We start from the raw sequence: 26,878 nt of genomic DNA, 5'->3' as shown, positions 1-26,878 counted from the left end.
GGGATGTTTTTTTATATTTTAGCACGTTCAAAACATGATTATGAAGAAGAGCATATGGCTGCTGATATTTTTATTTCAATTTTTAATACTGAACGGACAAAAGCTCAGCATTGACGGAAAAATCGTGGATTTTGGAAAAAAGCCGGTGGAAAATGCTACGGTTTATCTTTTAAAGCGAAAAGATTCTTCTGTCATTAATTATACCTCAACCAATAAAGAAGGAAAATTTTCATTAAAAACGGATGAGCTTAAAGAATCGTTCATCCTAAAGGCGGATGCTGAGAAACTTATTTCGTATTCCAAAGTTTTTGAAAAAATCAACCGATCCGTAGACATCGGAACCATCGAGCTGGATAAAAACACTATAACCAATATTGAAGAGGTTAGGATCACCGTGTCCCCGATAAAAATTAAAAAAGATACCATTGAATTCAATGCCGCCGCCATAAAAGTTCGTCCCGACAGCAGCATCGAAGAACTTCTGAAAAACATCAGCGGCGTGGAAATCGACAGCGACGGAAAAATAACGGCCAATGGAAAGCAGGTGGATCAGATCATGATCAACGGAAAGCCTTTCTTCGATAAAGACGGCAAAATTGCCTTGAAAAACATTCCTGCCGATATCATTAAAAACATCCAGTTTACAACGACCAAAACGAAGGAAGAAGAGCTCACCGGAAAACCGCCGAAATCTGAAAATACGACCATCAATTTTACCATTGATGATAAGAAAAATAAGGGTTTTCTTTCAAGGCTTTCTGCCGGTTACGGCTCCGACAAAAGATATGAAGGCAGCGGGTTCCTGAGCTACTTTAAGGACAAAAGGAAAATAAGCCTCGTGTTTTCTTCCAACAACATCAATGCGCGGGGAGATTCCGGCAACGGAGGCAGTTCGCGGGCTTCACAGACCGGAAGCGGCGGACAGGGCATCCGGAAATCCACCACCATCGGCCTGAATTATACGGACCAACTGAGCAAAGAAGCCGATCTGGACGCTTTCGGACTTACCCGCACGGAAACCGATCTTCAGACCGCATCGAAAATTTCGAAAACTACCTTCCTGCCGGATTATAAACTGAAAACCAACTCGGAAAGCCAGGCCGCAAACAACACTGAACAGTACAACTTCAACGCATCCGTCAAAATAAAGCCGGACACGCTGAGCACGATTTATTTTTCTCCCGCCTTCTCCCGCTCGGCAACAAAGAATTTCAATACCTCAAAGGCGGCTACCTTGAGAGATGAGACCCTGTTGAACCAAAGCACCTCTTCGGTCCGTTCGGATTCGGAAAGCCATTCCTTTACCCCAAACATCCACTATTCAAGAAAATTCAGTAAAAAAGGACGTTTTTTTTATTCAAGTCTAAATACGTCAATCACAGAAAATAAAAATAAAAGCCTCACCAATTCCCAGACCTTTTTCTATGATAACGGCGTGGAAGACCCTGCAAAAAGGGATTTCAGGAACCAGCTGGCCAAAACCAAATCTCAAAACAACAATTACAGCTTCAATGCAAAATATACGGAACCGATCTCGGATTCGCTGAATATTAATTTCGGTTTAGATTACAACTCCACCAATACCTTCAATGAAAGGATGGTGAATGATTTTGATCCGGCAACCGGGCAGTACTCAAGCTACAACCTGCCGTTATCCAACAGCTCGGATCAGAAAAACAGCCAGCTTTCGCCACAGGTAACGGTTGAGCTAAACAAGCAGAAGTACAATTTCTGGGCTTCAGCCAATGTGGATTTTACAGACCTGAAGTATAATTCCTTATTCAATGGGCAGCGTTTTGAACTACACCGGAATTTCATTCTGCCGGATTACAATGCCGGACTGCAATATAAACTTTCACAGAATTCGAGATTGAACATCTACAACTCAGCAAGCTTCACCATCCCTGCTGCCGAACGGCTGATTCCTTATGTTGACGAATCGAATCCGTTGGTTACCTACCAGGGAAATCCCGATCTTAAAAATGCCTGGAGCAACCGGGCAAGCCTGTATTACAACAACTTCAATGTTCCCAAAAACACCAATTATTACATCAACCTGTCTTTTACTTACAACAGCAACGACACGACAGCATTTTCCTACTATGATGATTCGGGGAAACAGTTTGTCACGTACACCAACATCAGCGGGAACAAAAGCGCAAATTTCGGAAGCGGTTTCAGCAAAACGTTTAAGTGGAACGACCAGAAAATAACCGTCAGCCCGAAAGCAGGCCTGAGCTACCGGTATAACCGCGGCTTCATTAATGGGCAGATATACACCGGAAATTCTTATGTCTTGAATCCGGGGATCAACCTGGTGTATGATAAAAAGGATAAAATCAACATCAAACCATCCTACAGCATTAATTATTCCTTTTCAAACTATAAAAATTACAGCGTGGAAAGCATCAGGAATACCTATCAGACCTTTTCGCTGGAGCTTACTAATTATTTCCTTAAGACCAATCTGATTCTTGAAAATGATTTCGAATACAACACCAGTTCCAATATCGCCCCGGGTTTCAAAAGGGATTTCTATTTCCTGAATTCTGCCATCGGCTATTCTTTCTACAAAAAACAGCTGACAGCAAAAGTAAAAGTCTATGATGTATTAAACCAGAACCAGAGCGTGAGAAGAAATATTACCGCTACTTATGTGGAAGACCGGGAAGACCTGATCCTGAGACGATACATAATGTTTTATTTAACACTGAAACTGAATAAATTTACAAGTACAAGTAAGAAAAAGTAATTCACATAATTATGCTCAAAACCTTTTAATTCCGATCAATTATATTCTTAATTATTTAAAGGATTAAATTAAAACACCATTTGGTGTATTAAAAAAATTTAATAATATTGTCATCAGATTGCAATCTAAAAATAACTTTTAAATTAAAAAACTATGAAAAAAATTCTTTTAACTGCGATGATCGGCTTTGCAGGATTAGTAACTGCAAACACTACTGGGTTTACTTCAAACTTTTCTAAAACTTTAGAGTCAAAGAGTGTAAACTTCTTTAAGAAGATTAAAATTGATGAATACATTACTGACACAAATGGAACTTCATGGCATATCTATGGTTGGGTAGATGTTTCAGTAGGTTGGTCTGGTCCTAAAATTAATCACTATGATATTCACATGGTAGGCGGTGGACACCACTATCATTTCCAAGGAAAAATAATGCAGGAACAGGGAGCAAATGGAGATATTAAAAATACAATTGACGGTACTTTAACAGATGATGAAAAGGGTACTAAAATAGAAATTGATAATAATCTTCAAAATGTATTGTACCAACTAAATGACAATGTAATCAAAAATAACCCGGAATAAATAATAATTAGCGAGAATATTGTTCTCGCTAATTTAAATATTATAGGTATGAAAAAATATATTATCCTATCAGCAGTACTTATTTGCTTTTCATTTGCTGAATTCCAGAAAAATAATTTTACCGGAAACTGGAATCTGGTTGACTCTTATAATATAGAACAAATTAATTTCAAGAATCTGGCATTGCATGAGATGGTTAAGAAAAAAATAGTTGAGCAGAAAAGCCAGATTATTTTTTCAGACGAGGAGATTATGATCAAACAAAACGAGGTTGTTACTGATAAAAGTAAAATCAAAGATTTGAAAAAAATCACTAATGACAGCATTGTTTTTAAATTTGACGATCACACCGCTTCATTTAAACTGAAAAATGAGAAAAGCGGAATAATCACAGTTGATAAAACCGCTGTATTTTTAGTTGAAAAATAATAATTCACTTTACCTGTTTAAATTCTAAAGGTCCGTTTCATCAATTATGAAACGGACCTTTCTTGTATTATCCCTCAAATAATCGGATGAACTGTTTCTGTAGATTTGCAAATGGCCAATCATCCATATTACAAATACATGCATAACAGGATTTTTATCATTTAAATCTAAACATCCATTTAACGGAAAGCAATTTATGACTAAATTAGCATCAAATTTTTGAGACAATGAAGAGACATTTTTCCATGTGGCTTTCCTTCCTGTTTATTCTGGCAATGGCACAGAATAAGCAGCCCGATACTTTTGTAAAGGACAATTTCATTAAAAAGGAAATCTACATTCCGATGCGTGACGGGGTCAGGCTTTTTACTTCGGTATATATTCCCAAGGATATTTCCGCCAAAAACAAATACCCGTTCCTGATGCAGAGGACCTGCTACAGCGTGGCGCCATACGGTGAAAATGAATACCGCACCAAGCTGGGCCCGAATCCGTATCTGATGAACGACAAATACATTTTCGTTTACCAGGATGTCCGCGGAAGGTATATGAGCGAAGGAACCTTCACCAATATGACGCCACAGGTGGACCATAAAACGAAAAAAGATGTGGACGAAAGCACCGATACCTATGATACCATCGACTGGCTGGTGAAAAACATCAAAGACAACAACGGAAAGTTAGGACAATACGGAACTTCTTATCCCGGGTTTTATACGGCAGTAGGTGTTCTCGCACAACATCCTGCTTTGGTAGCCTCTTCCCCGCAGGCACCGATCTCCGATTTCTGGAACGACGATTTCCTGCACAACGGAAGATTTATGCTCGCTTATTTCAGAACATTCCCGGTTTTCGGAGTTCAGAAAACGAAACCTGAGAATAAAGCCTGGTATAATGATTCCATGATCAAAGTTTCTTCCGAAGACGGACTGAAATTCTACCGCGATATGGGAACATTAAAAGATGGTTACGAGAAATATTACAAGAATAATTTCTTCATGACGGAAGTTATGAACCACACCAATTACGATGAATTCTGGCAGAAAAGAGGTTTGCTGCCTCATCTAAAAAATGTAAATCATGCCGTAATGACCGTCGGAGGCTGGTTTGATGCGGAAGACCTTTCCGGACCGCTGAATATCTATAAAACTATCGAAAAAACAAGTCCGAAAGCGAAAAATACAATCGTTATGGGGCCTTTTTCCCACGGAGCCTGGGCTTACGAGCAGGGAAAACATTTCCATAACCAGATCTATTTCGGCGACAGCATTGCAACCTATTATCAGAAAAATCTGGAAACGAAATTCTTCAATCATTACCTGAAAGGAAATACCAAGCAGGATGCCGGTCTGCCGGAAGCCATGATGTATGACACCGGGGCAAAACAATGGAGGGAATTTACATCATATCCACCGAAAGAAGCTAAAAAAGTAAACTTCTACTTATCCGGGGGAACCCTTAAAAATTCAGCCGGACAAGGTTTTTCAGAATATTACAGCGATCCGAACAATCCGGTTTTAAGCTCTGAAAACTTAAAAGATTTCAACGGCTTTACCCCAAGAAATTATATGTCGGAAGACCAGCGTTTTGCCGAAGGAAGACCGGATGTACTTACCTTCACGACGGAAGCTTTGACGGAAGACCTTACACTCGCCGGTGAAATTATGGCTAAATTAAATATTGCTTCCTCTTCTACCGATGCCGATTTTGCAGTGAAGTTAATCGACATTTATCCGGAAGATTTCAAACCTGCTGAGAAGAAAGACGGAGTGATCTACGGAAATTACCATCAGATGGTACGAAGCGAAATCATGCCGGCAAGATTCCGGAATTCAAGGGAGAAAGCCGAAGCCTTAATCCCGAATCAGAAGACCGCTGTGAATTTCAGGCTTCAGGATGTGGTTCACACCTTTAAAAAAGGACACAAGATCCAGATCCAGATTTCTTCCACCTGGTTCCCTTTGTTCGCGATCAATCCGCAGAAATTCCTGGACAATCCGAATTTCGCCACGAAAGAAGATTACACAAAAGCTTTCATTAAGGTATTTGATGACAGTGCGATTGAAGTGGAAGTTTTAAAATAAACAAAAAAAAGAAAAGGTAGCTGAGGTTCTCGAAGCTACCTTTTTTTATCTTATCTCACGCAAATCTTGCAGATAATGCTGTTTCTCTTCATTATTCATTAATATCCACTTCGCTTGTCATTTCCGCAGGGAATCTAGATATAGTACTAGAGAATTGTATGGCAAGATACATAACAAGATCCTCTTGTGATAAAAAATCTCCCACAGATCTGCTCAGATTTTCTCAGATGATGCTGCTTTATTTTAACATATAAGTCACAGGGAAGATGTAAATAGCTTGAAAATATTTTAGAACACATGAGATTAAAAATCAAGATTTTCAAAACTTTGGATTTAATGATGAACGCAAAGCTCACGGAGAAAATGTATCTACTACCCGCAGAAAGTTTCACAAAGCTACTTCGACAGGCTCAGCATAAATTTTACACTTATAAAAGCCCACTGAGGTTAGATCCGCTTAGATAAACTTAACCACAGGGAGTTGCCATTCTTTTCAACAAAAGACATACAAATCTTTGATTTTTAAAAAACTTCTGTGTGCTTTCTTCAGCATAAAGTATTTAACTTTATTCTGCGGTATGAATATCTTTTGTGACTTTTGCGGTAAAATTCACTCATGATTTATACGGATTTTCTACGAATGATGTGGCTTCGGCTCCGCTCAGCCACCGGAAAAAATTAAATCTTATGATCTCATGTGTTAAAAGCTTTTATGCCTTTCGCAGTAAAAAGCTATTCAACAATCGTCCGGAACGTCAGGTTTACCCTCGGGGTTTTCACTTTGGTAGTCGTCGGCAAACGATGCAGCCAGTGATCCTGTGTGGTTCCTTTCATTACCAGCAGACTGCCGTTTTCGAGGAACACCTCTGCTTTTTCGTTTTCCGTTTTATGTTTGAACAGAAACTTCCTTTCGGCACCGAACGTTAATGAAGCAATTGCCGCATGCTTTTTCAGGTCTTTTTCGGCATCGCTGTGATAGGCCATGCCTTCGTTTCCGTCGTGGTAGAGGTTCAGGAGGCAGGAATTGTAGGTTTCTCCGGTGATTTCTTCACACTTCCGTTTCAGCTCGAGCAGTTCCGGCGTCCACGGTTTCGCATATTTTGTCCGTTTGGAATACGTATATTCAAAAGGCTGGTCCCCAAACCAGGCGACTTTCCTTTTGGTGATAATCAGCTTTCCAAAAATAATGGCTTCATCATTTTCCCATGGAATTTGCTGGAACAGATAATCATAATAAGCATCCGCCTTTTCTCTGGAGAAAACTTTTCCGTAATAATGCACGGTTCCGTCTTTGGGAAGGAGGTTTAAGGGATAATCTGATATGTCTTCGAAAAGGCTAAGCATGGCTGTTGAGTCAATATTTTATGTTTAGTATCTAATGTTATCATTTCATCTTTGTTATAGAAACTGGGATGGAAAAGATGTGCTGATTTCTGAATAAATTTTGGCTAAAGCCAATTTTTATTTATATATCTTAAAACGGTCTAAAGCCCGTTTCTATCGATAAAATAATGGGTTTAAATTTAAAATAAATTATTCTATTTATTTAAAATTTTGATCTTTGTATCTAAAAGTCTGAATAGGTTCTTGAGCTTTCCCAGCCTATGATCAGCTGTTTTCTTTCGGTTCCCCACATATAGCCGCCGATTTTCCCGGACGACTGGATCACGCGGTGGCACGGAATCAAAAACGCTACCGGATTACTGCCGATCGCGGTTCCCACGGCTCTTGACGCTTTGGAATGCCCGATTTTCTCAGCCAGCTTTCCATAAGTAGATAATTTTCCCATAGGAATAGTCAGCAGGCTTTCCCAGACTTTAAGCTGAAAATCCGTGCCCTTTAGGTGGAGCTTAACGGTGTTGAGTTCCGTCCAGTCCTTGCTGAAAATGGACAGGGCATTTTTCTGGAAATCATCTTGTTGTTCAAAAAAAGAAGCATTGGGAAATTTAGCCTGTAAATCTCCCAATGCTTTAGGTATATCATTTTCAAAAGCCAGGTAGCAGATTCCTTTTTCTGTGGAAGCTGCAATCACATTTCCGAAAGGACTTCCGGAAAAACTGTAATTGATCCTAAGGCTTTTTCCCCCGTTTTTATATTCTGCCGGAGACATCCCTTCGATTTTCACAAACAGGTCATGTAACCGGCTCGTGCTCGAAAGTCCCGTTTCCAGCGCGGTATCAAACAAACTCGCTTTTTCTTCCTTGAGTAAACTTTTGGCATGCTCAAGACTGATGAACTGCAAAAATTTCTTCGGACTCGTTCCTGCCCAGTCGGAAAACATCTTCTGAAAATGGGCCGGACTTAAACTGATTTCTTCCGCCACTTCCTCCAAACCCGGCTGAAGCCTGAAGTTGCTCCGGATATAATCTATCGCCCTGGCAATTCTTTCGTAATCGATCTGACTTTGTGTGGACATATTCGTTTATTTTACCTCACAAATTTCCGAAGAATGTACGGCAGAAAAAATCCGATTCCTGCGGAATTTAGTTGTTGTTATAAATATGATAGTAAGCCAGCATTTTGTAATACAGCTTTGCCGCCAAAAATGCGCTTGGTTTAGCCATCGGGGAATCCATCAATTCCACAATATCAAACGCGACCACGTTGCATTTTTCAAATACTTTTCTTAATAATTCTAGCGTCGGGTACCACTGTAAACCTCCCGGTTCAGGAGTTCCTGTTGACGGACAAAGCGAAGGATCGAAAGCATCAAGGTCGATGGTGATGTACACATTTCCTGAAACCTTTTCCAATACGTCATTTACCCAGTTTTCGTTATTGGCGATCTCGTGAGCAAAGAATACCCTTCCTTCAGGCAGATATTGAGTTTCTTCAACATCCATAGAACGGATTCCCACCTGCACCAGATTATGTTTCTGGTTTGCCTCAAAAACCGCACAGGCATGGTTGGACGTAGAACCGTGGAATTCCGGACGAAGATCGGTATGGGCATCCAGCTGAAGAACCGTTAAGTTCTCGAACTTCTCCCCTACCGCACGGATCGAACCGATGGAAACGGAATGCTCACCGCCGAAAAGCGTAAATAATTTTCCGTGATTATTCAAAAGTTCTTTTGTTTTTTGATAAACCGCTTCCGTCATCGCTTCCGGCGTAGAATTTTCAGAAATTTCTCCGGCTAAATACACGCCTTCCAGATAAGGTTCAGACTGGGTTTCAATGTCGTAAAGCTCCATATTTTCGGAAGCGTCTAAAAACAGTTCCGGTCCTTTGTCAGCACCTTTCCCCCAGGTTGAGGTTCCGTCGTAAGGCACGGTAACCAATACTACTTTCGAGTTTTCCAATGATGCATTTTCTTCAGGAATTCCTGCGTATGTCTTCATGTTTTGTCTTAAAATTAATGATTTGCGCAAAGATACGAAGAAGTTTGGAGATGGGTAATCGGTAATGTTTAATGTTTAATGTTTAATGTTTAATGTTTAATGAAGATAAATGGGAAGGATAACAAATTGATATTTTTTAAATTTTATTAAAATTAAATTTAACTTTATTAAAATAATTTTTACTTTTGTACAAATTATCAGCAATGAAACTTCCAATTGTATGTCCGAGTTGCGAATCTGCTCTGCAGGTCAGCCAGATGAAATGCCAGCATTGCGAAACAACCGTCAACGGAAACTATGAGTTGCCATTGTACCTTCAGCTTACCCGTGAAGAGCAGGATTTTATTCTGAATTTCTTTCTTTCAAGCGGAAGCATCAAAGAGATGGCCAAGCAGGCGGGACTTTCCTATCCAACGATGAGAAATAAAATGGATGACCTGATCGGAAAAATTGAAACCTTAAAAAAATAAACCATGAACTGGAAATTGATTTTTAATCCTTTCGGTATTTACAGCGAAAAACAGCTTCTCCTAGCCGGTATTCTGATTACTTTGGCGGGTTCGCTTTTAGGGGCTGCCTTAAACATTAGTTTTGACGGCGTCCTGGATATACACCAGAACGAAACCGATTTCGTAACCAGTCTGAAAGAAAACAGTATTAATGTAGCCAGTATGTTCACTGTACTTTTTATCACAGGTAAACTCATCAATGGGAAGACACGGGCTGTCGACATTGTCAATACTTCGACGGTTGCCCGGTTTCCCATGTACATCGGTGGTGTTATTACCGCTATGCCGTTGCTGACAAGAATCGGAGGTGAGATCATCAAGCATCAGGACGATCTTCAGCATCTGAACATTAACCCGCTGGATCTCGCACTGCTTTTTGCAATAAGCATGTTGTTACTCACCATTACGGTTTATTATATTGTTCTCTTGGCAAACGGTTTTAAAACTTCCACCAATGCCAAAAAGTGGCAGCATTTTGTAGCTTTTGCAGTGGCACTTATCATCGCAGAAATTATTTCCAAACTTTTAATATCCCTTTAATCATGAAAATAAAAACCGTATTTATACTTGCAGCTCTTTTATTTGCCTCTTTTTTCCAGGCACAAAATATAGAAGGATCCTGGAAAGGCGAACTGGAATTCCAGGGAATAAAACTGCCCCTTATTTTAAATATTAAAAAGAACGGAAGCGTTTACTCTTCTACCATGGACAGTCCAAAACAGGGAGCCAAAGATATTCCCGTCGATAAAACGGATTTTATCAGTAACGAGCTTTCCTTTGAACAGAAAATGCTGGGAGCCACTTATAAAGGAAAACTGACCAACGGAAAAATCGAGGGCATCTTTTCCCAGAACGGCATGCAGCTGCCGCTGACCTTTACGCCGAATACCGGAAACGGATCTGCCGTAAACCGTCCGCAAACCCCGAAACCGCCGTTCACTTATCATACCGAAGACATCACCTTTCAAAATCCGGTAGACAAAAACACATTGGCCGGAACCATCGCCCAACCTGAAAATTTTGATAAGAACAAACCGATTCTGATCCTGATCACAGGCTCCGGAACCCAGAACCGGGACGAGGAACTTTTTGAGCATAAGCCTTTTGCCGTGATCGCCGATGATTTTGCGAAAAAAGGAATCGCCACTTTACGGCTGGATGACCGCGGCATCGGTGGTTCGTCCAAAGGTTCTGAAAACGACACGACTTACAATTTTGCGACCGACATCAATACTGCTGTGGATTATCTTGTTTCCAAAGGATATAAAAACATCGGACTGCTGGGGCATTCAGAAGGTGGAATGATCGCACCGATGGTAGCTACGATGAATAGCAAGGTAACATTTCTCGTCCTGATTGCAGGTCCAGGCACACCAATAGACCAACTGCTTATCCAGCAGAATGAACGGGCCGGAAAACTAGCAGGACAGAGCGATCTTCAGATCATTCAGAATGAAAAAATAAATTCTGAGATTTACCGCTTTATTAAAAACTATTCTGGAAACAATTATCACAAAGACCTCAAAGACTTTTTAACCAAAAATTTTGCGGGCCAGCTTGGTGAAAATGCCATTCAGAATATCCAGAAGCAGACTTCCAGCCCATGGTTCCGGTATTTCATCAAATTTAATCCGGATATGTATCTTTCAAAAATAAAAATCCCCGTGCTCGCCGTAAACGGCAGCCTCGACTTCCAGGTTCCTCCGAAAGAAAACCTCGAAGCAATCGGCCAATCCCTGAAAAAAGCCGGCAATCCCAGTTTTAAAACCGAAGAACTGCCCGGGCTGAACCACCTTTTCCAGGAAGCCAAGACCGGAGCCTTTACCGAATATGCGGACATCGAGCAGACCATTTCGCCACCAGCCCTGAACCGGATGACCGGCTGGATCCTGAAACTGAAAAACTAATAGGCAAATGCTTTCGGTAATTCTGAAAGGTTTAGTATTTTAGTAAAAAAAATTCAGATATGCCTTTAAAAGCTGTGCTGTTCGATATGGATGGCGTGATTGTGGATACGGAACCGCTGCACAGAAAAGCCTATTTCAAAACATTCAAGGATCTGGGAATCGATGTTTCCGAAGATTTATACACTTTGTTCACAGGCGCTTCCACAAAGCGGGTCTGCGAGACCCTGATCAATACATTTAATCTGAAGCAGACCTTTGAGGAGATCGCGGAAATCAAGAGAAATTACTTTAAAGAATATTTTTACCATGACGAGGATTTCAACCTCATCCCGGGAGTGAAAGAACTGATCCAGCATTATTATGACAATGGGATTAAGCTGATCCTGGCCTCTTCCGCAACCATGACTACCATCAATATGGTTTTTGAAAAGTTTGAGCTGGAAAAATATTTCATGGGGAAAATCAGCGGGGCCGACCTGAAGGAATCCAAGCCGCATCCCGAAGTTTTCCTGCTGGCTGCAGGAATGGCCGGGGAACCGGTAAAGAACTGTATGGTCATTGAAGATTCCACCAACGGTATTTTAGCGGCACATCGGGCAGAAATTTTCTGCGCTGCCTACCGGAGCCCGCATTCTAAAAACCAGGATTATACCCTGGCCGATACGGTGGTTTCCGACTATTCGGATCTGGAAATTGATAAAATTGCGCAGTATTTTTAACTAAACCTCATAGGTTTTGAACTCCATAAAATAAAACAGGCTGTCCAAATTCCTGATAGCCTGTTGATAAACCTCATAGGTTTTCGGAAACCTATGAGGTTTTGAACTCCATAAAATACAAGAGGCTGTCCAAAATTTGGACAGCCTCTTGTTTAAGTTTTGGCTAAAGCCGAATTGAATTTTGATTTTAAAAACGGCCTAAAGTCTGTTCCTATTGATACCTAAAATCAGATTCTTATTGATATCCTAAGATTTTCAGGATATCTTCCGGCTCCTGTTTTTCACGAAAAATCTCGTATTGCAGGTCACCGTTTTCATCTTTCTGGATCAGGATATGTCTCGGCTGAGGCATCAGGCAATGGTGTACTCCACCGTATCCACCGATCATTTCCTGATAGGCGCCGGTATGGAAAAACCCGATGTACAGAGGCTTGGTATCACTGAAAACAGGAAGGTAAATAGCGTTCGTATGCTGTTCTGAATTGTAATAATCATCTGAATCACATGTCAGTCCGCCCAAAAATACCCTTTCATAAGTATCGTCCCAACGGTTCAGCGGAAGCATGATAAAGTGTCTTGAAATCGCCCAGGTATCAGGAAGCGTAGTCATAAAAGAAGAATCGATCATGTTCCACTTTTCCCGGTCGTTCTGGCGTTTCTGGGAAATAATCTTGTAAATGTTCGCGCCGCTTTCTCCAACCGTAAAACTTCCGAACTCAGTATAGATATTCGGTTCTTCAACGCCTTCTTCTTCACAGAATTTTTTGATCTGGGAAACAATTTCCTCCACCATATACTGGTAATCATAATCGAACTGTAAAGAGGTTTTGATCGGGAATCCTCCCCCGATGTTCAGTGAATTTACTTCGGGAGCAATTTTCTTCAGACGGGCATAGACACGAAGACATTTATACAATTCGTTCCAGTAGTAGGCGGTATCCTTGATCCCTGTGTTGATAAAGAAATGCAGCATTTTCAACCTTGCATTCGGATGCTCGGCAATTTTCTGGCTGTAATACGGGATGATGTCCTTATATCCGATTCCTAATCTTGAGGTATAAAATTCGAACTTCGGTTCTTCCTCGGAAGCAATCCTGATTCCGATGTCGAAAGTGGTATCAATGCTTTCCGTCAGCTTGTCCAGTTCTCTGTAGTTGTCCAGGATCGGGGTAATGTTCTCAAAACCGCTGTTGATCATTTCTGAGATTTTCGCCAGGTAATCATCGGTTTTGAAACCGTTGCAGATGACTTCTATATCTTTCGTTACTTTCCCTTCGGTATAAAGGGATTTCACGATATCCATATCATACGCTGAGGAAGTTTCTATGGAGATATCGTTTTTCAAAGCTTCTTCCAATACGAATTTGAAATGACTCGATTTTGTACAGTAGCAGTACCGGTAATTCTTTTTATATTCGGTTTTCTCAAAGGCTTCCTTGAACCAGCTTTTGGCTTTCTGAATGTTCTGAGAAATTCTCGGCAGGTAGCTTATCTTTAGCGGAGTGCCGAATTTTTCCACTACTTCCATCAACGGAATATCGTGGAACAACAAATTGTTCTCAGAAACATTGAATTCCTCGGTAGGAAAATACAACGTCTGATCAATAAGTTCCGAGTACTTTATTTTCATTTCTAAACAAGTGAATTAAGAATGCAAAATTGCTAAAAAACTTTGGTTTTTTAACGTTAAAATTATTTAAATTTTGATCGTATTTCTCACCTGAAACAGCGCGGAATTATCAATATGTAAACTTATGAAGATATTCTTCCTGTTTATCATTAGATATTTTCAATACCTCTTGAATATATCGGTTGATTGAACCGTATTTCTTATCAATTTCATTAAAAGCGGCATCAAGATAAGCAGTTTCTACCCAGCTGAGTTTTTCCAGCACGCCAATGTCCAGTTTCGGATAAATAAAATGTAAATTCCTGGCAAGGTTAAGGCGCTTATTTACAAGCTTTTCGCGATAGTTATTCGACAGAAGATAATCGTTGTAAATGGTTTGTTTATCGAACTTCAGAATCGTTAGGATCAGTGCTGTAATAATCCCGGTGCGGTCTTTCCCGGCGGTGCAGTGGTACAACACAGGAGTATCGGATTCTAAAATTCCGATAATGATTTTCCTGATGACTTCCGGATGTTCCGTGACGTAATTCCGGTAAAAATCCAGCATTTTCTTTTCGGCATCAGAGCTGTTTATTTTCCCTTTCAACACCAGTTTCCTGGCCTGACCGAGCTGATCGCCTTCATCTTCAAACGCGGATTCGTTTTTATAAGCCATACCGTCAGGAATATGATCCGGTTTCTGAGCGATTTCCTTTGAATTTCTCAAATCGATGACATCTTTTATCCCGAGATTTTCCAGGGTCTCGAAATATCTGCTTTTCAGCCTGTAAAGATGTCCGCTTCGGTATAATTTTCCTTTTTTTAATGTTCTTCCTTCCGTGTTTTTGATGTTGCCTATCGTCCGGAAGTTGTACACTCTTTCAACATTCATTTCCGGCAGTGTTGTCCTTTTCCCGACTTCAGGTGCGGAAAGGGGTTGTGTTTTGCAGGAGAAAATACAGATGGATATTGCGAAGAAAAAGGATATTTTTGGTAAGGATTTCATATTTTTATTTGAACCACGGATTTTCACAGATCGTTACGCATATTTTATGTTTGAAACCGATTGAGTTGATTTTTAACGCAGTAGTTCACAAAGAGTGATTTTGAAAATATCGAGAATATTTTTCGTTCGCAAAGGTACTTCGGCAAGCTCAGCATAAACTTTTCACTCAGCAAATAAGCATGAATTCAAATATCATCAATTCAATATTATTTTTATGGTTTTATATCTGAATTTATTTTTACGTTCACAAATAATTTTTCCCGATAAAAACCAGGAGATCTCCCTGTTCGTATTCGATGGATACCTCATTTTCTACGGCGAAGTTGCGGGTGCCGATTCTGGAAGTGATGCTTAAATTTCCGTTGGTTAATGGCCAGTTTAAACCTATAGTCGTAATATTTTCAACGAAAGGAAACGGATACAGCGAAATCATCTTATCTTTAACACCTTTTAGAATACACCTTTTCGGGACAAAATAATATTCCGAAAATTCATCATAGAATTTCAGGTCCAGCTGATCCTTATATCCGAAAGCTACGGTCAGGTTTCCCAGAAAATGATCCTGCTCGCCCCCGCTTCCTCCCAGGACATCCACCTTCCGGAAGCCTTTTTCCGTAATGATCTCCAGGGCTTTCTGGAAATCCGTTTTGTCCTGATCCGGAGTGTAGATAAACTTTTCCTCATAAATCCCTTCTTCCTTTCCCGAATGCGAATCGAAATCACCGGAAATAAAATCCAGCTTATCCAATGGGAAATTCAGGATTTTCAGGTAATGAAAGGCACCATCGGTACAAGCAATCAGGCCGTATTGTTCAGGATTCGGGAAAGATCCGGGAGCATCACCGTTGATGAAGAGTAATGCTTTATCTTTCATTCGGGTTCCAGTATTCTTCCGGTTCGTTATTGATTTTTGAAATGTATCTTGCCAGCACAAAAAGGTAGTCGGAAAGCCTGTTCAGGTATTTGATCAGCTCGGAGCGCACTTCCTCCGATTCATTTAAAAACACCAGGGAACGTTCTGCCCTTCTGCAAATGGTTCTGGCTGCGTGCAGAAACGTAGCCGCTTTTCCGCCGCCAGGAAGAATAAAAAACTGCAACGGTTCCGTTTTTTCGTCAAAAAAATCCATCCAGTTTTCCAGTTCTTCAATTTCCGTATCGGAAATTACCAATGGCAGACGGGATTTTCCGTTGGCCAGCATCAGCTTATCGACGGGCGTTGCAGCTTCGGAACCCACCGTAAACAGATCAAACTGTATTTTTCTCAGCTGTCTTAATACTTCTTCATCTTCAATATGACTTTTGGCAATGCCGATGAATGAGTTCAGTTCATCAATATTTCCATAGCTGTCTACTCTTGCGCTGGCTTTTGAAACCCTCGTTCCGCCGTACAGTGCCGTCTCGCCTTTGTCGCCTGTTTTCGTGTAAATTTTCATAGGACTAAATTAGTTTTTTAAACCAAAGGCAGCAAATTTTGGAAAGGAAGATTTGATGATGGTACCTGCAGAAATCCATTTGACACAGGAGATATTAATGCTGTATAAAGAAGTTTAATGATGCGTACTGATAAAATCGCTCAAAAGTTTTTAAAAATCTTTGATTTTTAATCTCATGTGTTCTAAAAATATCTTCAAATTATTCAAAATTCTTTTCTATGACTTATGTGTTAAAATAAAACGTGAAAATCTGGCAGATCTGTGGTTAATAATCCTAACACGTGGCTGAGCAGAGCCGAAGCCAAGATGAAGCCATATGATGATTTGAAAATCGATACCATCTGCAAAATCTGCGGGCTACAAAAAATGACCGGTCCCGAAAGGCCGGCCACTCTCAAATTATTTATCTACCTAACATTGCTTAAGTATGAGTCTTTAACGCGAAAATACCGGGAATTATTTTAAAATTAAAAAAATTTTCAGTCCCTTGACATCCTGCTGACAAACTGTTGTCATTACCCTGATTTACCTTTGTATCAGACAAAACCAAAAACAGTAAAATTATGACTGCAACAGCAACAACCACAAAACAATTTCTGAACGCCGAGCAAGTATTGGAACATTGGCAGGGGCACCGGAACCTTACCCGAAGAGTGATCGAAGCTTTTCCTGAGAAAGAGCTTTTTGAATTTTCCATCGGCGGCATGAGACCTTTCGCAAAACTAGCCGTTGAGCTGATCAGCATCGGCGGGCCCGGAGTAAAAGGAATTGTTGAAAACCGGATGGAAGCGTATGACGAAGAAAAATTTCAACCAAAAACAAAAGAAGAGCTTCTGAAAAAATGGGATGAGGAAACAGAGGTTATCAATCAGTATTTTGCACAGATTTCAGCAGAACGCTTTCAGGAAAGCTTCAACCTTTTCGGACAATATGAATTCCCGGTGTACCAGAACATCCTGTATTTTATTGACAACGAAGTTCACCACCGTGGACAGGGATATGTCTATCTGCGGGCTTTGGGTATCGAACCGCCTTTCTTCTGGGAAAGATTTCCGGTTATGTAGTATATCATTCATTGAAGAGGGCAACCCAATCAACAGATTCAATACAAAAGCTTTCAGAACTTCTGAAGGCTTTTTGCTTTAATATTTTGCCGAGATCTTTTCCAGCAAATCTTTCAGGCTGTCTTTTAGAAATTCCGGCTCCAGCACTTCTGCATAATCCGCAAACGTAATCAGCCAGCGGGGAAAACCTTCCTTGATCCAGTCGGTTTCAAAGATCATTTCACAGCCGTCTTCCCGTTCAATTTCCTCTACAAGACCGTAATATTTTTTGGAATTGCAGAGATGTCCGATGATACTCTTATCCACCAGAAGCCGCACTCTTGTTTTATTTCCGTCCGGGTTCTGGCGGTAATCGTTGATCTGTCCGTATTCCTGAAAAAATGGGTTCTGGGTTTTGAAGATCTTTAAAATCCGGTCTACCCGGAACTGCCGGAAGTCATTCCGCAACGTACAGAATGCCATGATATACCAGAAATTGAATTCGAAAAATACTCCGACTACCTCAATGGTTCTGGTAGAAATTTTCCCATCCACCGTTTCATATTCCAGGGTAAGCTGCTTTTTTTCGGCAATACTTTCCAAAATGATCGGGATAATATTCCGGATCCTGTCTTCTGTCTTAGGATGATAATTGAATACATCAATCTGCTTTTCAATATTCTCAATCAGGTTTTTATCCGAATATTTCAGCACCGAACGCACCTTTTCCATGGCCGACTGGTAATGCTGCCCTAAACTCTCATGCAAAAATTTCTGCATCAGTTTTTCAGCCGTAATAAAACTCAGCACTTCTTCTTTGGTGAACATAACGGGCGGAAGCTTATAACCTTCCATCAGGGAATATCCGCTCCCGGCTTCCCCGATAATCGGAATTCCGGCATGCTCCAGTGTTTTTACATCCCGGTAGATCGTCCGGATGCTCACCTCGAATTTTTTAGCCAGGTCCTGCGCCCTTACTACAGGCTTTGACTGCAACTGCGTAAGAATAGCGGTTACCCGATCGAGTTTTTTGAGATAATGGTCGTTCATTTTTATGGGTAATGAGTAATAGTTAATAAGTGATGGGTGATGGATGATGATTATTGGACTATCATATTGTGATACTGTTGCACTGATAAATTGTTACATTTTTAAACTGTTGACCAGTTTATCAAGGTTCAGGCTTCTTGCGGAGGCATCGAATATTTCCCGGTAAGTTCCGTCGAGCTGTACCAGTTCGTCGTGGGTTCCGCTCTCGACCACCCTTCCTTTTTTCATGACATAAATTTTATCCGAATCCAGAATCTGCGAAAGGGAATGCGAAATGATGATGACCGTCCGGCCTGCTTTGATGGCATCAAGGGAGTTTTTAATCTGTTCGGTGGCAATCGCGTCGAGGCTTGCAGTAGGTTCGTCAAGGAAAATAATCGGCGGATCTTTCAGAAACAGCCGGGCGATGGCGATCCTTTGCTGCTGTCCACCCGAAAGCTGGGTAGCATCGTGACGGTAACCGTCCGGTAAATCCAGGATCTGCTCGTGAAGATACGCTTTTTTCGCGGCGGCCTCAATTTCTTCAAAAGAAGCATTCATGTTCCCGTAGCGGATGTTATCTTCAATACTTCCCTGGAAAATATGGTTTTTCTGAAGAACCAACCCGAGGTCGTTCCGAAGAAAGGTATTATCATATTCATTTAAATTGACATGATCCAGCAGGATTTCCCCGGAATCCGGGAGATAAAATTTGCACAGCAGATTGATGACGGTTGATTTCCCGGCACCGCTCAGACCTACCAGTGCCGTTGTTTTCCCGTTCTCAATCTTCATGGAAACATCATGCAGGGCCTGCGTTCCGTTTGGATAAGTGAAATTGATATTTTTTAATTCAAAATTTCCTTTGATTTCTTTTTCAATTAAATTGCCGTTCGATTCTTTTTCTTCATCCGCATTTAAAATATCAAAATAGCCTTCCGCATAAATCATGGCATCGTTCATATCGTCATAAATCCGGTGCAGCTGGCGGATCGGTGCCGAAACGTTGTTGAAAAGCATAATGTGGAGCATGATCGCTCCGATGGTCATTTGTTGGTCCAGTACCAAATAAACCGTCAGCAGGATAATCAGCACCACCCCGAACTGTTCGATAAAGGTTTTCAGCCCATCGTAAATAAAATTGGTTCTCCGGGTGAACATCTGGCTTTCCATAAGCTGCATCTGAAGGTCGTACTGTTTTTTACCTTCAAATTTCTCACGGACAAAACTTTTGATGACCATAATGGAATTGATGAGGTTTAATAATCCGGAAGTCTTCTTTTCACGCTGGTTCCTGAGGGTTCTTCGTACCCCGCTGAGCTTCTTCGCCTGGAGGGAACTTACGTAAAAGTAGATGGGAACGATGATCGTGGAAACAATGCCGACATACACGTTCTGCAGATACATGATGATCAGGGCAATAATGGAGTTGGAAAACAGCGGCAGCATATCGATGAAAAAATTCTGGACGAGTCTTGTCAGGCTTTCAATTCCCCGGTCGATCCGGATCTGCAGCTTTCCCGATTCGTGGTTTTCATCGTTAAAATAGGCTACCCGGTACGTCAGAATCTTATCAATCGCCGACTGCGCCAGTACGGAACTGACATTGATCCTGATTTTCTCTCCATAAAATTTCTGTCCGAAATTGATGAAGATGTTCAGCAGCTCCTTTCCCAGTAAAATAACGGAGATGATCACGAGCACATGAACGCCTTCCGACATCGGATGCGGCAGATGGGTGAGTTTCGTGACTTCATCCACCGTATATTTCAACACCAATGGGTTTACCTGTGCGGCAAGGGCACCTAAAAACGTAAGGAACAGGGTTCCGTAGATCATCAGCCGGTAAGGCCGGATAAAAGGAACGAGCTGTTTATAGATCCCGAATAAAGTAAGCGTCCGGTTGAAAGGTTTGGCCATAGAAAATGATTTTAACGGAAAAACGTACCGTTTTGCAGAGAAAAGGTACGTTTTATTCTATTTTAAAGCAATGATTCTGCTTCGAATTTTAATTTTCAAACAGATAAGTGGTGAGGTAATGCAGTTCTGGTTTGCCTGCCGCTTTGGACTCTTCTTTTGCGTCTTCCAGAGAATAGAGTGAATTGATTTCCTTCCTCTGAAACACAAAAGCATTGTTGGCATTTTTATCCACCACCTCATTGAAAATATGCTGAATCTCCGAATTTCCTAAAGAAGCAAAGCTGATGTCTTCAAAGCCGTACATCAGTCTCAGGTCATCAAACTGTGCGAAATTTTCATTCACAAACTGCTGCATCTGGGTTTTGGATTCAAAATTTCCAGCCCAGATATTGTAGGCGTAGCTTTTCCTGTTCGGTTTATCAAAGATACTCTGGTAGACGAAGTTTTCTCCCAAATACGCTTCCCGTACCTGCGGGTCGTTGGCCAGCTCCTCCGGAAGCCCTTCTTTCAGTATCCTTCCTTCAAACATGATGTAGGTTTTATTGGTAATCGCCAGCGTCTGTTGTACGTTGTGGTCGGTAATCAGGATCCCGATGTTTTTATCGGTAAGGCTTCTCACGATTTTCTGAATGTCTTCCACGGCAATCGGGTCTACCCCTGCAAAGGGCTCATCAAGGAGAATGAAGCTCGGGTCGGTTGCCAGACACCTTGCAATTTCAGTTCTCCGTCTTTCCCCTCCTGACAAAAGGTCTCCGCGGTTTTTGCGGACGTGCTGTAAGGAAAATTCCTCGATCAGCTCATCGCATTTGATCTGCTGCTCCCGTTTTGAAAGCTTGGTCAGCTGCAAGACGCCCATGATGTTTTCCTCAACTGAGAGCTTTCGGAAAACGGAGGCTTCCTGTGCAAGATAGCCTATTCCCTTTTGCGCCCTGCGGTACATGGCATCAGTCGTGATTTCCTGCTTATCAAGAAAAATCTTTCCGGAAGTCGGCTTAACCAGCCCCACAATCATATAAAACGAAGTGGTTTTCCCGGCACCGTTCGGACCGAGCAATCCTACAATCTCTCCCTGCTGGACCTGTACAGAAACGCCCTTTACTACCTTTTTAGGACCATATTCTTTGATTAAGTTTTCTCCGCGTAAAATCATAAGGGCAAAGATAAAGTTTTTTTGAATTGGATATTCAAGATTAGCTGAATATCCATTATTTGTTATGATGGCATTTTTAATAGGCCGGAAGAGGAAAGCGGGATGCCGGAAGTTTTTTCGTCAATATATTGCTAGCCATATTAATATCAAATGACGTTTTTTAACATTCTGTCAATTGGCAAGGAGCAGTTAAAATTACTGATCATCTGCCGGCCTTTTTTACTTTTTCTTGCTTTAATTAAATACCATACAATTCCATGCTAATTTAAAACCGCATTAGGATTCTAAAAATTTTATACCTGCAAAAACCAGGCTCACAAATAAATACTTTAGCATTCAACATAGTTTTAATCTCACTTTGCAGGAGTTTTCTAATTTAAACCGGACAATTTTAATTAAATTTAAACTCAAAACCAACACTTCTATTACTATGGAAAATAATCAGCAACTGACCGAGCTTTTGGCCCTGGATCTGGGCGTAAGCATCATCAACCGAAGGCCTTACGCCAAGGAGGTTTTCAAATGGCAGGACATGGATCTGCTTCCGCATTCTTCCATTGATACTTTACTCTGCGAAATCTACGAATGGAACGGCAGAAACTGGCGGACGACCAACAACAACCTGATTGGCTATCTTTTCTCAGCCGACCAGCTGGTAACCGTTAAAAACCAGCTGATGAATGTACAGAAATTTCCGGCCCTGATCCCGGATTTTGAATTTTCAAAAGACAGCATGGTGGAATTCGGACTTTCTCTGCCTTCGCTTTTCAATATAGGAATCAGAGGGGATATTAATAATGCCAAAGATTTTTCCGTCAAGGTAAATGGAGTTACGAAATCCAGAGTTACGAATATCGATTCTCCGGGCATTGAAATCCTCAGAAAATATTCGGAGTTTACCCAGAACGAATCGCGGTCGTACCGGAGAAATCTGAAATTCAATTTCTTAAGCACTTCTCTTTTCTACGCTGAAAGTGTGGAAATCAATCTCGAGAAAGCATCCGGAGTAAATCTCGATGTTACTTTCCAGACACAGAATGTTGAAGTACAGGCGAATATAGATACGGATACGAAGAAAAATTTTATCTTAAAGTATACCGGAAACCAGGCGCCTTTTGCCGCTAAATTTACCAAAGGAAAAGATTTTAAAATCATGTAAATCAAATTATTTCCACACAGTGTGATAATTTTTCTTATTTTAGATCTCTAATCCAAAACAATATTTATCATGAAAAAGTTAACGAAAAAAGATCTGATGAACATCAATGGCGGAAACATCAGACCGCCGGATGCCAACGGAAATTGTCCTGCAGGATGGTACCTGTGTCCATCGAATATCTGCGTTTATGACAATGGGGGTCAGAACCCGATTGTTCCGGGAAGTCCTCATTACCGCGCGTGCTTTGGATAACAGAAAATAAGGTTGCCGTAAAAGAGCAATTTTTGATTAAACCTCATAGGTTTTCAAAAACCTATGAGGTTTTAAAAGTATTTATAAAAAAATTATCCGTTTAAGATCATCGCCGCTTCTTTTGAAAAATAGGTGAAGATCATATCGGCACCAGCTCTTTTGATGCAGGTTAAACTTTCAATGATCGTTTTGTCATTATCCAGCCAGCCATTTTGGGCAGCTGCTTTTACCATAGCATATTCCCCGCTTACGTTATATACTGCGATCGGAAGATCAATCGCCTCACGGACTTTTGCTACGATATCCAGGTATGGAAGTCCCGGCTTGATCATGATGATGTCCGCTCCTTCTTCAATATCCTTGAACGTTTCGTTCAATGCTTCTCTGGAGTTGTGGAAATCCATCTGGTAGGTTTTTTTATCTTTCGGAATTTCCATGTCGTCTTTCGGCGCACTGTCAAGCGCACTTCTGAATGGCCCGTAAAATGAGCTGGCGTATTTCGCTGCATAGCTTACGATACCGACATCGGTGAATCCACTGTCTTCCAGTGCTTCACGGATGACCTGAACCCTGCCGTCCATCATATCGCTGGGTGCCACAATGTCAGCTCCCGCTTCCGCATGTGACACGGACATTCTGGCCAAAGCGTCATTGGTGGCATCATTTACAATCTTTCCGTTTTCAATAATTCCGTCGTGCCCGTAGATCGAATAAGGATCCAGGGCCACGTCCGGCATGATAATCATTTCCGGAACCGCATCTTTAATGGCTCTGATGGTATTCTGCATCAGTCCGTTTTTATTCCACGCTTCTTTACCGGTGTTGTCTTTCAGATCATCAGAAACCTTCATATAAAGGTTTACGGCTTTTACGCCCAATGAAAACAGCTCCTTACATTCCTTTACCGTCAGATCGATGCTTCTCCTGAAAATCCCCGGCATCGAGGGGATCGGTTCTTCTTTATTTTCGCCCTCCATTACGAAGATCGGCATTACAAAATCGTTGGTGGTGAGGGTGCATTCTCTTACCAGACTTCTCATAGATTCGTTTACTCGAAGCCTTCTATTTCTTGAATGTATCATTTTGGAATACTTTTTGAACAAAATTTAATGCAAATTTACTACAACTAATATAAAAAACTATTGCACAGCATTGTAGAATTAATTAGTTTTGTTTAAATATTCCTAAGAAATTATAACTTGATGAGAAAACTTTTACTTTTGTTAATCTTTTTAGCCGGTTTTGTTGGATTTTCCAACAATATGAAGGCGCAAATAAAAGAGCCGGCTGCATTCTCCCAGAAATCCGATGACGGGGTTCTTGTGGCTTATCCCAATCCTGCCAAGGATTTTCTTATCGTAAAAGCGAAAGACCAAAACCTTAAAATAAAAAATGTAATCTTTTATTCTATTCTGGGTACACAGGTCGCAAACTATTCGGTAAACATGAATTCCGGGGAGATCAATATCGAAAAATTAAAACCGGGAAAATATCTGATCCGGTATATTTTGAGTGACAATACAATGAAGGTCACTCAAATTGTAAAACAATAAATTAAATCCTGATAATCATCAGGATTTTTTCTTTTGGCTTAATTATTCCGTAACTTTCGGGACATTTTTATACCTAATTATAAAAACAGATTAATGCTAAAAGCCGAACATATAAGAAAGACCTATAATGCAGGCAAAAAGGTAGCCTTGGATGATTTCAGCATCCATGTACCAACAGGCAGCGTATATGGGCTCCTCGGTCCGAACGGAGCCGGAAAAACGTCTTTCATCCGCATCATCAATCAGATTACCCAGGCTGATTCCGGAGAGATCCGGATTAATGGGGAAAACCTCAACCCCAACCATATTAAAGATATCGGCTACATGCCGGAAGAACGCGGACTGTATAAAAATATGACCGTCGGCGACCAGCTTCTCTATTTTGGGGAATTGAAAGGCATGAAGAAGAGCGATGCATTGCAGGAAGCTAAAAAATGGTTCGATAAACTTCATATCGACCAGTGGTGGAAGAAAAAGCTGTCTGAACTTTCCAAGGGAATGGCCCAGAAAATCCAGTTTGTCGTGACCGTACTTCACCGTCCTCACCTTTTAATCCTTGACGAGCCGTTTTCAGGATTTGACCCCGTGAATGCGAATCTGATTAAAGACCAGATCATCGACCTTAAAAACAACGGAACGACCATCATCTTATCTACTCACCGTATGGAAAGCGTGGAGGAAATGTGCGATTATGTTGCCCTGATTAATAATTCAAAAAAAATTATCGACGGAAGGGTTTTTGACGTACGGGAAAAATTTAAGAAAAATATTTTTGGGATTACCCTTTCCGATGTCAACGGGCCCCAGCTGGATGTTTTCCAAAATAAATATGAAATATTCAACCTTACGAATGAAAACAACCTTCTTTCTTTCGACCTGAAAAACGAAGCCGACCAGAACCATATTCTGCTGGATCTGGTAAATGTAGGAAGGGTAAGGTCATTCGACGAAAAAATCCCGAGCATGAATGAAGTTTTTATTAATGCGGTAAGCAACAACTCTTAATCATGAACAATATTTTTTTAATTACGAAAAGGGAATTTCTGACACAGGTTAAGAAAAAATCCTTCATTATACTCACTTTACTGGCTCCTATCCTGCTGATCGGTTTCGGAAGTGTAATCGGGCTGATGTTCAAAGCCAATGAATCGCATAGTACTATCGAGGTGGTAGATAGGAACGGACTGTTTAAAAATCACCTTAAATCTACGGATAAACTTACGTATGTCTTTATTCCGGCGGCAGACGAGAAAGCCAAAATGAATACCCTGAAAAACAACGAATCGCTGGACGGGATCCTGATTCTGCCGGAATTGCAAAATGAGAATTATGGACAGCTTTTAAACAATACAAGGCTGGTAATCAATAATAAAATCGGATTCGATACGAAGCAGAAGATCGTTTCGGATATCAATGAAGTGATCAAGAAAGAAAAGATCAAGAAACTGGGCATTGCAGAAAGTCAGCTGGATAATCTGGACAAAAGCTTTAGTTTAAAAACCATTAATGTTTCCGAGAATAATAAGGAAGATTCCGATCTTGCATTCGGGGTAAAAAGTGTGCTGAGCATGCTGCTGATGTATGTAACTTTTATGTTTATTATTATCTACGGGGTCCGAGTTATGAGAAGTGTACTGGAGGAGAAAAATAACCGAGTTGTGGAAATCATCATTTCTTCGGTAAAGCCTTTCGAGTTGATGATGGGTAAAATCCTGGGGGTAACGATGGTAGCCCTGACGCAGTTTGTAGTATGGATTACGATGTCTGTTATCGGAGCTTTGGTTCTGAATACGGGCTTTTCGTCGATCCCGAAAAATATCCCGGGCGGCAACGAAGAGATGATGAGTAAATTCGATCTTCTGCAGATCGGAACGCAGATCTCGCACAGCCTGCTGGAACTGAATTTTCCGCTGATTATCTTCGTGTTTATCGTATTTTTCCTGTTAGGTTATATTTTCTACAGTTCTATTTATGCCGCAATCGGCTCTGCAGTAGACAATGAAACCGAGACTCAGCAGTTTACTTTATTTGCTGTTTTACCTTTAATGGTAGGTATGTACGGCAGCTTTACCTTTATGAATAATCCGGACGGTCCGCTTGGCTTCTGGCTGTCTATCATACCGTTTACTTCACCAGTGGCAATGATCGCAAGAATTCCGTACGGAGTTCCGACATGGCAGATTGCTTTGTCGATTACGTTATTGCTGGGAACCACTATCTTTATGATCTTCCTGGCCGGGAAAATTTACAGAGTAGGTATTTTGATGTATGGCAATAAAGCTACGCTGAAGGAAATCTGGAAGTGGATTAAGGGATGAGTGGTATAAAACTTAACGGGTTTCGAAAACCCGTTAGGTTAATCAAAATAAAAATGCTGCCCGAAAAGAGCAGCATTTTT

General features: G+C 40.9%; 24 protein-coding genes and 1 pseudogene. 14 read left to right on the top strand and 11 right to left on the bottom strand.

The features are described 5' to 3' along the window. The first annotated feature begins 40 nt into the window (after positions 1–40). The 4 genes from ACED20_RS15785 to ACED20_RS15770 all read left to right on the top strand — a co-directional run bounded on the left by ACED20_RS15785 (position 41) and on the right by ACED20_RS15770 (position 5,850). Entirely contained in the window at positions 41–2,752 is a 2,712-nt protein-coding gene (locus ACED20_RS15785) for an outer membrane beta-barrel protein (RefSeq protein ID WP_378105647.1), read from the top strand. 153 nt (positions 2,753–2,905) lie between these two features. Beyond that, the gene (locus ACED20_RS15780; RefSeq protein ID WP_294221136.1) at positions 2,906–3,337 is read left to right on the top strand and encodes a hypothetical protein; all 432 of its coding nucleotides are present in this window, start codon (positions 2,906–2,908) and stop codon (positions 3,335–3,337) included. 48 nt (positions 3,338–3,385) lie between these two features. Next, on the top strand, positions 3,386–3,766 hold the full coding sequence (locus ACED20_RS15775) for a hypothetical protein (protein WP_146941041.1): 381 nt from the start codon (positions 3,386–3,388) through the stop codon (positions 3,764–3,766). A 227-nt stretch (positions 3,767–3,993) separates the two neighbouring features. Next, positions 3,994–5,850: a CocE/NonD family hydrolase gene (locus ACED20_RS15770; protein ID WP_294201397.1), complete on the top strand. Its 1,857-nt coding sequence runs from the start codon at positions 3,994–3,996 to the stop codon at positions 5,848–5,850. Positions 5,851–6,582: 732 nt separating this feature from the next. Here the strand turns inward: ACED20_RS15770 and ACED20_RS15765 are convergent. From ACED20_RS15765 to speB, 3 genes are all read right to left on the bottom strand, one after another. After that, on the bottom strand, positions 6,583–7,194 hold the full coding sequence (locus ACED20_RS15765) for an alpha-ketoglutarate-dependent dioxygenase AlkB family protein (RefSeq protein WP_378105643.1): 612 nt from the start codon (positions 7,192–7,194) through the stop codon (positions 6,583–6,585). Between the two features lie 223 nt (positions 7,195–7,417). Continuing rightward, positions 7,418–8,266, bottom strand: coding sequence for a methylated-DNA--[protein]-cysteine S-methyltransferase (locus tag ACED20_RS15760; RefSeq protein ID WP_294234757.1), 849 nt, complete (start codon positions 8,264–8,266; stop codon positions 7,418–7,420). 67 nt (positions 8,267–8,333) lie between these two features. Continuing rightward, a complete protein-coding gene (speB, locus tag ACED20_RS15755) occupies positions 8,334–9,191 on the bottom strand; it encodes an agmatinase (RefSeq protein ID WP_294240560.1) in 858 nt (285 codons plus the stop codon). A 203-nt stretch (positions 9,192–9,394) separates the two neighbouring features. Here speB and ACED20_RS15750 point away from each other — a divergent pair, with 203 nt between their 5' ends. From ACED20_RS15750 to ACED20_RS15735, 4 genes are read left to right on the top strand one after another with little or no spacing between them, the layout of a single operon-like run. After that, the gene (locus ACED20_RS15750) at positions 9,395–9,661 is read left to right on the top strand and encodes a DUF2089 family protein (RefSeq protein WP_294201392.1); all 267 of its coding nucleotides are present in this window, start codon (positions 9,395–9,397) and stop codon (positions 9,659–9,661) included. A gap of 3 nt (positions 9,662–9,664) precedes the next feature. Continuing rightward, positions 9,665–10,240, top strand: a complete 576-nt coding sequence (locus tag ACED20_RS15745) for a YIP1 family protein (protein ID WP_378105639.1) — start codon at positions 9,665–9,667, stop codon at positions 10,238–10,240. Between the two features lie 2 nt (positions 10,241–10,242). Continuing rightward, on the top strand, positions 10,243–11,607 hold the full coding sequence (locus ACED20_RS15740; protein WP_378105637.1) for an alpha/beta hydrolase family protein: 1,365 nt from the start codon (positions 10,243–10,245) through the stop codon (positions 11,605–11,607). A gap of 59 nt (positions 11,608–11,666) precedes the next feature. Next, entirely contained in the window at positions 11,667–12,326 is a 660-nt protein-coding gene (locus ACED20_RS15735) for an HAD family hydrolase (RefSeq protein ID WP_378105635.1), read from the top strand. A 235-nt stretch (positions 12,327–12,561) separates the two neighbouring features. Here the strand turns inward: ACED20_RS15735 and ACED20_RS15730 are convergent, their stop codons facing one another. From ACED20_RS15730 to ACED20_RS15715, 4 genes are all read right to left on the bottom strand, one after another. Further along, positions 12,562–13,956 carry an arginine decarboxylase gene (locus tag ACED20_RS15730; RefSeq protein ID WP_294200906.1) on the bottom strand — a complete coding sequence of 465 codons (1,395 nt, stop codon included), beginning with the start codon at positions 13,954–13,956 and terminating at the stop codon, positions 12,562–12,564. A gap of 109 nt (positions 13,957–14,065) precedes the next feature. Beyond that, positions 14,066–14,941 (bottom strand): tyrosine-protein phosphatase, encoded by an 876-nt coding sequence (locus tag ACED20_RS15725; protein ID WP_378105633.1) that lies wholly within the window; start codon positions 14,939–14,941, stop codon positions 14,066–14,068. Between the two features lie 244 nt (positions 14,942–15,185). Beyond that, on the bottom strand, positions 15,186–15,815 hold the full coding sequence (locus tag ACED20_RS15720) for a thiamine diphosphokinase (protein WP_378105631.1): 630 nt from the start codon (positions 15,813–15,815) through the stop codon (positions 15,186–15,188). Beyond that, on the bottom strand, positions 15,805–16,374 hold the full coding sequence (locus ACED20_RS15715; protein WP_378105629.1) for a cob(I)yrinic acid a,c-diamide adenosyltransferase: 570 nt from the start codon (positions 16,372–16,374) through the stop codon (positions 15,805–15,807). Before ACED20_RS15715 ends, ACED20_RS15720 begins: the two co-directional genes overlap by 11 nt. 563 nt (positions 16,375–16,937) lie before the next feature. On the opposite strand from ACED20_RS15715, the gene ACED20_RS15710 reads away from it, so the two are divergent. Continuing rightward, positions 16,938–17,438, top strand: coding sequence for a DinB family protein (locus tag ACED20_RS15710; protein WP_294199016.1), 501 nt, complete (start codon positions 16,938–16,940; stop codon positions 17,436–17,438). A gap of 78 nt (positions 17,439–17,516) precedes the next feature. On the opposite strand, the gene ACED20_RS15705 is transcribed toward ACED20_RS15710, so the two are convergent. The 3 genes and pseudogenes from ACED20_RS15705 to lptB form a co-directional block, all read right to left on the bottom strand. Further along, the gene (locus tag ACED20_RS15705) at positions 17,517–18,467 is read right to left on the bottom strand and encodes a YafY family protein (RefSeq protein ID WP_294219870.1); all 951 of its coding nucleotides are present in this window, start codon (positions 18,465–18,467) and stop codon (positions 17,517–17,519) included. Positions 18,468–18,560: 93 nt separating this feature from the next. Next, complete coding sequence (locus ACED20_RS15700; protein WP_378105689.1) at positions 18,561–20,285, bottom strand: ABC transporter ATP-binding protein; 1,725 nt, start codon at positions 20,283–20,285, stop codon at positions 18,561–18,563. Positions 20,286–20,790: 505 nt separating this feature from the next. Then, a pseudogene (gene lptB / locus ACED20_RS15695) lies at positions 20,791–21,516 on the bottom strand (LPS export ABC transporter ATP-binding protein); the annotation flags it as partial. A 430-nt stretch (positions 21,517–21,946) separates the two neighbouring features. On the opposite strand from lptB, the gene ACED20_RS15690 reads away from it, so the two are divergent. Both ACED20_RS15690 and ACED20_RS15685 read left to right on the top strand, forming a co-directional pair. Further along, on the top strand, positions 21,947–22,675 hold the full coding sequence (locus ACED20_RS15690) for a hypothetical protein (protein ID WP_345766363.1): 729 nt from the start codon (positions 21,947–21,949) through the stop codon (positions 22,673–22,675). Between the two features lie 69 nt (positions 22,676–22,744). Beyond that, positions 22,745–22,927, top strand: a complete 183-nt coding sequence (locus ACED20_RS15685; protein WP_294219868.1) for a bacteriocin — start codon at positions 22,745–22,747, stop codon at positions 22,925–22,927. A 92-nt stretch (positions 22,928–23,019) separates the two neighbouring features. Here the strand turns inward: ACED20_RS15685 and hemB are convergent, their stop codons facing one another. Next, a complete protein-coding gene (hemB, locus tag ACED20_RS15680; protein WP_294229289.1) occupies positions 23,020–24,009 on the bottom strand; it encodes a porphobilinogen synthase in 990 nt (329 codons plus the stop codon). 120 nt (positions 24,010–24,129) lie between these two features. On the opposite strand from hemB, the gene ACED20_RS15675 reads away from it, so the two are divergent. The 3 genes from ACED20_RS15675 (at position 24,130) to ACED20_RS15665 (ending at position 26,798) form a co-directional block, all read left to right on the top strand. Next, positions 24,130–24,480, top strand: coding sequence for a T9SS type A sorting domain-containing protein (locus ACED20_RS15675; RefSeq protein WP_294202008.1), 351 nt, complete (start codon positions 24,130–24,132; stop codon positions 24,478–24,480). 93 nt (positions 24,481–24,573) lie between these two features. After that, positions 24,574–25,485 (top strand): ABC transporter ATP-binding protein, encoded by a 912-nt coding sequence (locus ACED20_RS15670; protein ID WP_294229293.1) that lies wholly within the window; start codon positions 24,574–24,576, stop codon positions 25,483–25,485. Positions 25,486–25,487: 2 nt separating this feature from the next. Further along, entirely contained in the window at positions 25,488–26,798 is a 1,311-nt protein-coding gene (locus tag ACED20_RS15665; RefSeq protein WP_294224458.1) for an ABC transporter permease, read from the top strand. Positions 26,799–26,878: the final 80 nt, after the last annotated feature.

The sequence above is a fragment of the Chryseobacterium sp. sg2396 genome, from assembly GCF_042610505.1.
Classification (GTDB): Bacteria; Bacteroidota; Bacteroidia; order Flavobacteriales; family Weeksellaceae; genus Chryseobacterium.
The sequence above is the reverse complement of the archived record's forward strand: the minus strand, read 5'-3'. Positions and strand labels throughout refer to the sequence as shown.